This window comes from Candidatus Rokuibacteriota bacterium (genome assembly GCA_016188005.1).
Classification (GTDB): Bacteria; Methylomirabilota; Methylomirabilia; order Rokubacteriales; family CSP1-6; genus UBA12499.
On the sequence record JACPIQ010000077.1, the window covers coordinates 1 to 8,504 of the forward strand.

The 8,504-nt window shown below is 68.8% G+C and carries 11 protein-coding genes; 10 read left to right on the top strand and 1 reads right to left on the bottom strand.

Annotation, left to right across the window (positions count from 1 at the left end):
• The 10 genes from HYV93_15495 to HYV93_15540 form a co-directional block, all read left to right on the top strand.
• Positions 1 to 185, top strand: a 185-nt coding sequence (locus HYV93_15495) for a hypothetical protein (GenBank protein MBI2527377.1), incomplete at its 5' end; no start/stop codon positions are given.
• Between the two features lie 14 nt (positions 186 to 199).
• Positions 200 to 1,072, top strand: a complete 873-nt coding sequence (locus tag HYV93_15500) for an alpha/beta hydrolase (GenBank protein MBI2527378.1) — start codon at positions 200 to 202, stop codon at positions 1,070 to 1,072.
• A 7-nt stretch (positions 1,073 to 1,079) separates the two neighbouring features.
• Positions 1,080 to 2,483 (top strand): hypothetical protein, encoded by a 1,404-nt coding sequence (locus HYV93_15505; protein ID MBI2527379.1) that lies wholly within the window; start codon positions 1,080 to 1,082, stop codon positions 2,481 to 2,483.
• Positions 2,471 to 2,941: an IS110 family transposase gene (locus tag HYV93_15510; GenBank protein ID MBI2527380.1), complete on the top strand. Its 471-nt coding sequence runs from the start codon at positions 2,471 to 2,473 to the stop codon at positions 2,939 to 2,941. The genes HYV93_15505 and HYV93_15510 overlap by 13 nt, the downstream gene beginning before the upstream one ends.
• A 59-nt stretch (positions 2,942 to 3,000) precedes the next feature.
• The gene (locus tag HYV93_15515; protein ID MBI2527381.1) at positions 3,001 to 3,153 is read left to right on the top strand and encodes a hypothetical protein; all 153 of its coding nucleotides are present in this window, start codon (positions 3,001 to 3,003) and stop codon (positions 3,151 to 3,153) included.
• A complete protein-coding gene (locus HYV93_15520; protein ID MBI2527382.1) occupies positions 3,150 to 3,599 on the top strand; it encodes a BON domain-containing protein in 450 nt (149 codons plus the stop codon). Before HYV93_15515 ends, HYV93_15520 begins: the two co-directional genes overlap by 4 nt.
• Positions 3,600 to 3,718: 119 nt before the next feature.
• Positions 3,719 to 3,886 carry a DUF1328 domain-containing protein gene (locus HYV93_15525; GenBank protein MBI2527383.1) on the top strand — a complete coding sequence of 56 codons (168 nt, stop codon included), beginning with the start codon at positions 3,719 to 3,721 and terminating at the stop codon, positions 3,884 to 3,886.
• Between the two features lie 91 nt (positions 3,887 to 3,977).
• On the top strand, positions 3,978 to 5,240 hold the full coding sequence (locus HYV93_15530) for an FAD-dependent oxidoreductase (protein ID MBI2527384.1): 1,263 nt from the start codon (positions 3,978 to 3,980) through the stop codon (positions 5,238 to 5,240).
• Positions 5,203 to 7,071, top strand: a complete 1,869-nt coding sequence (locus tag HYV93_15535; protein ID MBI2527385.1) for a glycoside hydrolase family 15 protein — start codon at positions 5,203 to 5,205, stop codon at positions 7,069 to 7,071. Before HYV93_15530 ends, HYV93_15535 begins: the two co-directional genes overlap by 38 nt.
• Positions 7,068 to 7,547 carry a hypothetical protein gene (locus tag HYV93_15540; GenBank protein MBI2527386.1) on the top strand — a complete coding sequence of 160 codons (480 nt, stop codon included), beginning with the start codon at positions 7,068 to 7,070 and terminating at the stop codon, positions 7,545 to 7,547. Before HYV93_15535 ends, HYV93_15540 begins: the two co-directional genes overlap by 4 nt.
• Before the next feature lie 280 nt (positions 7,548 to 7,827).
• Here HYV93_15540 and HYV93_15545 read toward each other — a convergent pair.
• The coding region (locus HYV93_15545; protein MBI2527387.1) for a BON domain-containing protein at positions 7,828 to 8,504 on the bottom strand (677 nt) is incomplete at its 5' end.

Sequence of the window (8,504 nt, forward strand, 5' to 3'; positions counted from 1 at the left end):
TCTTCGTGGGGCTCGGCTGGGTGCTGGGCGTCCAGGGGGCCGCGGCGGTCGAGTCGCTTGGCTGGGTCAGCGCGCTATTGCTCGTGGTGGCCCTCGGCGCGCTGGCCGGGGTGGTCGGCTACCGCCTCCGGCGCCGCGCCCCGCAGCGCGTTAGCGGCCGGCGCTCATCAGCTCGTCCTCGGTGAGCAGCGCTCGCCGCATGTTCGACGTGAGGGCGCTCGAGGCATTGACCGCGCCGTGGCCCGCGGCGCATCATTGCCCCGCACAAAGAGGCCTGTGGTCGGTCAGTCGCGGGCGAGGTGCGGGCGCCAGGATTCGGGGAACCGCGATGGAGCTCGAGCGTGTGTGGACGGATACCGCCGCCGGAGCGATGCACGCTCGGGTCGGCGGAGACCCCGTTTCGGGCAATCCCGTGGTGCTCGTCCACGGGATGGTCATCTCGAGTCGCTACATGGTGCCGACCGCTCTCGAGCTCGCCCCGCTGTGCCCCGTCTACGCGATCGATCTTCCCGGCTACGGCGACAGCGTCAAGCCCCGGGCGATGCTCGGCTTGAGCGAGCTCGCGGATGCGCTGGCGGCCTGGATGGACGCCATGCGGTTCCGGTCTGCGCATCTCGTCGCCAACTCCTTCGGCTGCCAGGTCCTAGCGGAGTTCGCCCTGCGGCACGCCCATCGGGTGGACCGGTTGGTCTTTCAAGGGCCGACCGTCGATCCGAAGGCACGAACGGTGCGCCAACAGCTCGCCCGTCTCATCCGGAATTCGTCGTCGGAAGGGCCGGGGCTGGGCTGGATCACCGTCGTTGACTACGTGAAGGCGGGGCTGCGGAGGATCCGCGCGACCATACGGATGGCGATAGAGGATCGCATCGAAGACAAGCTGCCCCGAATCTCCGCCCCGACTCTCGTGGTGCGGGGCGGGAAGGATCCGATCGTTCCCCAGCAGTGGGCGGAAGAGGTTGTCCGCCGATTACCGAGGGCGGAGCTACGGGTGCTCCCCGGCCTCGGACACACGATCAACTACACCGCGCCCAAGCAATTCGTCGCCGCCATGCGCCCGTTCCTGCACCTGTGAGCGGGTGATGTCCGAATACGTCGATTACCTCGCCGATTTCGATTCCGCCACCGGGATGCTTCGCGCGCTCGCCGCGTACCTGCGGGGCGAGGACCTTCCGCTGCTCGGCGCGATGCCCCGATCGAGAGCGCCGCTCATGAAGCTGGTCGCGTCGGCGGTCAACCGCTTGCCCACGCCACTCCAGGAGCAGGTCTACATCTGGAGCGGCTGGATGGAGGCGGTGTCGCCGCGGAGGCTCGCGGCCGTGAGCGGCGACGAGGTCTCGACCTGGATGGCGAGCTTGTATCCGCGACGACAGTATCCGGCCGTCGTCATCGGATCGTCCAACGGCGCCGCGGTCCATCTGTGGGCCGCGCTCGGCGTCCCGTGGCTGCCGCAGACGTTCCTGGTGCCGGTCGCGCGATCGGGTATCCCTCCGGACGAGCCCGCTGAAGAGATGCGATGGGCGGAGCCCCATGCCGAGACCGTGCTGCAAAGGAACCCCGATCTCGAGCTCCATCACATGCACGATCCCGTGCAGGACCGGCTGATGGTCCAGCGCATGAGCTACTTCCGGTTCAAGCGGCGAACCCTGGGCGCGGCCTATGAGGGCTTCCTCCGCGAGTGTCTCGCGCCGGGCGGGACCATCATCGTGATGGAATGCGGGCTCCAGTGGCCGACGACGCGCCGTGGCGATCGGCACGTCTTCCAGTTCGGAGCGCTCGGCGGCGCCACGGTCGACGAGATGATGCGCGGCGGAGACCGCGTCGAAGCCTACCTGCGGCGCCACCGGTCTCCCAGGATGCGATGGGAACCGCCGGCGGCCGAGGGCACGAGCCCCGAGGCCGAGTGGGGCTTCGCGCCGTCGCTTCGAGAGGATGTGGAGCGCTTCGCGCGGCGCCATGGCCACCGCGTCCGGCGTGTCATGTTCGAGCAGCCGGAGGATGTGAGTCCGATGGTGGCCGACCTGTACCGGTGGTGGTATCAGCGGCTCGGCGTCGCGGACAATCGTCTCGTTGTCGATTCCTTCATCCTGATGGAACCCTACTGGACGATCCGTACCCGCTCCGTCCCGTTCTGGATGGTCTTCAACACCGAGGGCTCGCTCCAGGCGCTCGAGCGCTATCTTGGCCGGGCACCCGCGTTTGACGAGCTGCTCCTCACGCTCTTCTCGCACGGCGTCGACTCCATCGGGCTGGTGCCGATCGCTCGATGGCGCGCGCTGTTCCCGCGGGCCCGGAAACGCGGAGACTTCATCGGCGTCGACGAAGCGTCCTTCCCTCGGGACTTCGCGGTGTTTGTCCGGTACCACTTCGATTTTCTTCGCAAGATCTCGGCGCGCCACCCGAGCCTGCCGGCCCTGACCATCACGGAGCTGAACGAGTTCCTGAGTCAGACCCGTGACCGATACCGGATCGCGTGGCTGGATTGAGCCAGTGGCATCGGCCCCGTCACCGCGGCCCCTTCCTCGCCGCCATCGACGACGCCAGGCGCTTCCGCCCCACGCGTGAGATCGAAGCCTCCCTCGGCCTCGTGCCCCGCGAGTACAGCTCCGGCGAGACCCAGCGCCGCGGGCCGATCACCAAGGCGGGCCACTCCCGCGCCCACTGGCTGCTCATTCAAGCCGCGATCTCGATCCTCCGCCGCCTGCCCTGTGGCCGAGGCGCAGAGCCGCCGCCGGAACCTGCGGACCGGCTGGTGGTTCCCCTGTGCCTCGGCGGATCAGGTCAAACTTACAGGCCGTGGGTAAGCTTTACGGGGCCGGGGACGCAGTCGAGCGAGCGTCCGGCGCTCCCCGATGTCAAGCGATTCCGCCGCCTTTTCGGGAGGTTCCGCTCTCCCAGCCTGGAATCCGGCGGGTGGCACACCCATTGCGGCTCCTGCGGGTAGCAGGGGCAGCCCGGGAGCAGAGACAACATTCACACCCATCACGGATACGGAGGCGACACATGGGCATGAGGCATATCGTCATCACCGCGGCCGCCCTGGTGACCGCAGTGGCATCCGTCGCGACGCCTGCACAGGCCGCCGAGCAGAAGGGCTCGAGCACGATGCAGCAGGCCAAGACGGGCGTGAGCGATTCCTGGGTAACCGGGGCGTGAGCGATTCCTGGGTAACCGCGAAGACCAAGATCGCCCTGTTCGGCGACGACCGTGTCAAGGGCACCCAGATCAAGGTGGAGACCAGCAAGGGCGTCGTCGCCCTCCGCGGCAAGGTGGATTCCCAGGAAGCCAAGAGCGCTGCGACCGAAGTTGCCAAGGGCATCGAAGGCGTCAAGACCGTGAAGAACGATCTGCAGGTCGTGTCGCCCGGCGCCCGCAAGGCGGTGGACACGAGCGACAAGGACATCAATACGCGCGTCGAGGAGCGCCTGAAGAAGGACGCGGCCCTCAAGTCGGCCAAGATCTCGGCTCGGACCGACAAGGGCATGGTCACGCTGACCGGCGATGTCCGGGACATCACGACCAGCGCGCGCGCCTCGGAGCTGGTCCGTCAGGTGCCGGGCGTCCATGCCGTGAAGAACGAGCTGTCGGTCAACCCAAGATGAGCGGCCAGCGCGCCGACACCGGAAGCACGGGCGTGACTGCAGCGAGCGCGTCCAGCGGGCGCTGAGGACCCCTGCACGGCGGCGCCATATCTCGACACGGCAAAAGACAGGAGGAAACCATGCTGTACTACGCGCTGGTGTTTCTCGTGGTCGGATTGATCGCCGGGGCTCTGGGCCTCTTCGGGATCGCTGCCGTGGCCACCCAGATCGCCTGGATACTGTTCCTGATCGGGGTGATCTTCCTCGTGGTGCATCTCGTCACGGGCCGAAGCACCCGGGTACTATGACGGCCGTCGGCCGGAGTGCGGGCGAGGCCCAGGGTCTCGCCGTGCTCGCGAGGAGATCCTTCAGATCCGGGGATCTCGTGAACTCAGCTGAATGAGCCGACAGCGCATCGTGATCATCGGCGCCGCCCTGGCCGGGGCGACCGCGGCTGCGACGCTGCGGGAGGAGGGCTTTGACGGCCAGGTGCGGCTGATCGGCGCGGAGTCCCGGCCGCCTTACAATCGCCCGCCGCTGTCCAAGGGGTACCTGCGCGGCCAGGAGGCGTTCGAGGACGCGCTCGTCAAACCCGTGGACTACTACGCCGCGCAGGACATCGAGCTGAGGCTCGGCGTACGCGCGGCTGCCATCGACGCCGGCCGGAAGCTCGTGACGCTCGAGGGCGGCAAGCAGGTTGCCTACGACCGGCTGCTGGTGGCCACCGGCGGGCGCAACCGAACGCCGCCCGTGCCCGGCGCCGACCTCGAGGGCGTCCTGCAGCTGCGCACCGTCGAGGACTGCGAGCGGATCCGCGCAGCCGCCCGGCCTGCGTGTCGCGCCGTCGTGGTCGGGCTCGGCTTCATCGGCTCGGAGGTGACGGCTTCGCTGCGCCAGCTCGGCGTGGAGGTCGTGGCGATCGAGGGCTACCGGGTGCCGCTGGCCCGCGTCCTCGGCGAAGAGGTCGGGGGGGTGCTCGCGGACATCCATCGCGAGAAGGGTGCGGAGCTGGCGCTGGAGGACTCCGTCACTGCCTTTGAAGGCTCCGGCCGGGTCGAGCGCGTGCGCACCACGAAGGGGCGGCTGTTCGAATGCGACCTGGTGGTGGCCGGGATCGGGATCACGCCCAACAGCGAGCTGCTGGCGGCGGCCGGGGCCGCCGTCGACAACGGTGTGCTCGTGGACGAGCGGTGCCGGACCTCGCTGCCCGATGTCTACGCCGCGGGGGACGTGACCAGCCACCTCCACCCGATCTTCGGCCGCCTGCGCGTGGAGCACTGGAACAACGGGCAGCAACAGGGACGCGCCGCGGCCCGGTCGATGCTCGGCGCGGAGCGGCCCTACGACTATCTCCATTCCTTCTGGTCCGACCAGTACGAGCACGTCATCGAGTACGTCGGCTTCGCGGCCCGTTGGGACCGCCTCGTCTTTCGCGGGTCGCTCGGGAGCCGCAGATTCCTGGGCTTCTACCTGAAGGAGGGGCTCGTGCGCGCGGCAGTGGGCCTCAACCGCGGCGCTGAGGCCATCGAGGAGACGACGGATGGGGACGTCGCCGGAGCAGATCCACAATGTCGACGCCCACTGTCAGCCGCAACCGTGGGCGGCCTGAGGCGACGAAAGGATCATGGCGGATCGTCATTCGTCATATCCGCCGCTCGCTGACTATGCCATCATCGGCGACTGCCGCTCGGCGGCGCTGATCTCGCGGAACGGCTCTGTCGACTGGCTGTGCCTTCCGCGGTTCGATGGGCCGTCGCTGTTCGGCGCACTGCTTGACCGGCGTCGCGGCGGCTCGTTTGCGGTCCACCCGGCCGCATCATTCACCACTCGCCGGCGGTACCTCGAGCGGACCAACGTCCTGGAGACGACGCTCGCCACCGACGGTGGAACGGCGCGCCTGGTGGACCTCATGCCCGTGGCGTCCGAGGAGGAGAAGCGGCGCCAGCTCGCGCCGGAGCATGAGGTCCTGCGCATGCTCGAGGGCGTGGACGGAGAGGTCGACCTGCAGATTCAATGCGACCCTCGGCCGCACTACGGCGCGCTCATCCCTGCGCTCGACGATCGTGGCCCCCTCGGCTACTGCTTCCAGTATGGCGCCGAGGCGCTGGTGCTCCGGAGCGACATCCCGCTCGAACGCGCTCCCAGTCAGCCGGGCCTCCGCGGCCGTGTCAGACTCCGGCGGGGCGAGCGCCGCTTCATATCGCTCGCGTACGCGCACCGCGAGCCCGCGGTCCTTCCGCTCTTGGGCGAGGCGGCCGAGCACCGGCTCGCGCAGACTATCCAGTGGTGGCACGGCTGGGCCTCACGCTGCCGGTACGATGGAGTGCACCGTGACGCCGTCGTCCGCAGCATGCTGACGCTCAAGCTGATGTCCTACGCCCCGTCCGGCGCCGTGATCGCGGCACCGACCACGTCCTTGCCCGAGCGCATCGGCGGCGTTCGCAATTGGGACTACCGCTACTGCTGGTTGCGCGATGCGTCCCTCACCATGCGAGCGCTCATGGACCTCGGCTACGACGACGAGGCTCGCGCCTTCCTCGCGTGGATGCTCCACTCGACGCGACTCACGTGGCCCGAGCTCAACATCCTCTACGATGTCCATGGCGACACACATCTGCCGGAGCGCGAGCTGGACCATCTCGAGGGCTACGCCGAGTCGCGACCGGTACGCGTCGGCAATGGAGCAGCCGACCAGCTGCAGCTCGACGTCTACGGCGAAGTCGCCGACGCGGTGTTCGAGTTCGTTCGACGCGGCGGCCGCCTCGACCGCACGACCGCGCGCCTGCTTGTTGGGCTGGGCCACACAGTCTGCCGGCGGTGGCGCGAACCGGACGAGGGCATCTGGGAGGTACGCGGTGGTCGCCGCCACCACACGTACTCGAAGGCCATGTGCTGGGTGGCCCTCGACCGGTTGATCCGCCTCAGCGAGGCCGGGCATCTCAAGGCGCCGATCAGCACGTTTGCTCCGCAGCGGGACGCCATCCGCGCGGCCATCGAGGCGCGAGGCTACAACCGAACGCTGCGCAGCTACGTGAGCGTGTTCGACGGCGACGATCTCGACGCGAGCCTGCTGCTGCTCGCGAGATACCGGTACGCGGAACCGACGGCGCCCCGGATGATCGAGACGTGCGAACGCGTCCACGAGCGGCTCGGCGTCAACGGGCTCCTGTATCGCTATCTCGTCGAGGACGGCCTCCCACCGGGGGAAGGCGCCTTCGGCATCGCCAGCTTCTGGGGGATCACCTGCCGGTGTTTGCAGAGCGACCTCGACGGCGCCGCGTCGGCACTGGCCCGCCTCTGCTCGCTCGCGAACGACGTCGGCCTCTTCGGCGAGGAGATCGACCCGGCCACAGGGGCACAGCTCGGCAATTTCCCCCAAGCCTTCACCCACGTCGGGCTGATCGACGCGGCCTTGGCGCTCGGCATTGCAAAGCAGCAGCGTCGTGAGCAGCCGGCCCGCGTCCGCTCCAGCGACCCTGGAGCCGCGGGATGAACGTCCCCGCGGTACTGCTCTGGGGATTCGTCGCGACCATCGTCTTGACGACTGTCATGGCGGCAGCTCAGGGCCTCGGTCTCTCCCGGATGAGCATCCCGTTCATGCTCGGCACGATGATGACGCCGAACCGAGACCGTGCTCCGCTGTTGGGCTTCGTGATTCACCTGCTCAACGGCTGGGGCTTCGCGTTCATCTACGCCTTCGCATTCGAGAGCTGGGGCCGGGCCACGTGGTGGCTCGGAGCCGGAATCGGCCTCGTGCACGGCCTCGCCGTGCTGGTGGCAGTGATGCCGTTGCTACCCGGGCTCCACCCGCGGATGGCGAGCGAGCACCGCGGCCCGGAACCCACGCGCGCGCTCGAGCCTCCCGGTTTCATGGCGCTGAACTATGGGCAGCGCACGCCGTTGCTGACGCTCGTCGCGCACGTCTTCTACGGCACGATCCTCGGAAGCTTCTACGCCGTGAGCGCGTAACAGCGGCGCTGGCCGGTCGGTCGGCCACCGCGTGCGGCGCGCGCTTGCGCAGCGGCAGCAGCAGCGACACCGAACGACGAGGAGCTCCCCGCCAGCCGCCACTCCGCGAGGACCTGGAGAGCCATCGCCCGCATCCCGCCCTCGGCGCCATCCCCGCGCAGCGGGCGACGAACCAGCCCTCGCCCGCTCGCCTCGCCTCGCTCAAGCCGACCGCCACAGCCTGTTGCGGCGCGCGGGGGACGCTACGGCCCAGCGTGCCGCCTGCGGGCGGTCGGGTCATCTACTTCCCTCCCGACGGGACAAGGCTGCTGCTCCGCGGCCCGTAGCTGAGATCGTTCCTCACGGCTCGGACGCCCGGCACGTCGCTCAGAACCTCCGATGCCCGCGAACTCAGCGCGAGGCTCTTCACCTCGCCCGTCAGCGTCACGATGCCGGAGTCGACGCGCGCGTCGATCTTCGCGCTCTTGAGCTGGCGGTCCGCCCTCAACCGCTGCTTGACCATGCTCGTGATCGCCTTGCCGTCGGTATCGACCTTCGGGCGGTCCGCCGGGGGCACGACCTGGAGCTCGTTGCGCACGCCCTGGACGTGCTCCACGCGCTTCGTGATCTCGGATGCCGCCGCCTTGGCCTCCTCCGAATCGACCTTGCCTCGCAGCATGACCGTTCCACCCTTGGTCTCGGCGCTGATCTGACGCCCCTTGACCCGCTCGTCGGCGAAGAGCGCGATCTTCGTCTTGGAGGTCACCCAGGAATCGGTGACCTTCGTCTTGCCCTCTCGGGCCATGCTCTTGAACTTGCTACCGGCCTTGTCGGCCGTCTGCTCCAGTCGCTCGGCCGTGCTCGGCTTCTCGGTGGTGCTCTGGGCCAGCGTGGACGCCGGCGCGCCGGCCAGGATCGCCGCGGCCAGCGCGACGCTCGTGAGAGTCCGACAACGCGTTGTCGTCGTCCTCCTTCGGC

Bases quoted from the DNA above. Each gene is read 5' to 3' on its own strand.
- HYV93_15500 (MBI2527378.1), top strand. From the start codon at position 200: ATGTTCGACGTGAGGGCGCTCGAGGCATTGACCGCGCCGTGGCCCGCG.
- HYV93_15525 (MBI2527383.1), top strand. From the start codon at position 3,719: ATGCTGTACTACGCGCTGGTGTTTCTCGTGGTCGGATTGATCGCCGGG.
- HYV93_15505 (MBI2527379.1), top strand. From the start codon at position 1,080: ATGTCCGAATACGTCGATTACCTCGCCGATTTCGATTCCGCCACCGGG.
- HYV93_15530 (MBI2527384.1), top strand. From the start codon at position 3,978: ATGAGCCGACAGCGCATCGTGATCATCGGCGCCGCCCTGGCCGGGGCG.
- HYV93_15535 (MBI2527385.1), top strand. From the start codon at position 5,203: ATGGCGGATCGTCATTCGTCATATCCGCCGCTCGCTGACTATGCCATC.
- HYV93_15540 (MBI2527386.1), top strand. From the start codon at position 7,068: ATGAACGTCCCCGCGGTACTGCTCTGGGGATTCGTCGCGACCATCGTC.
- HYV93_15515 (MBI2527381.1), top strand. From the start codon at position 3,001: ATGGGCATGAGGCATATCGTCATCACCGCGGCCGCCCTGGTGACCGCA.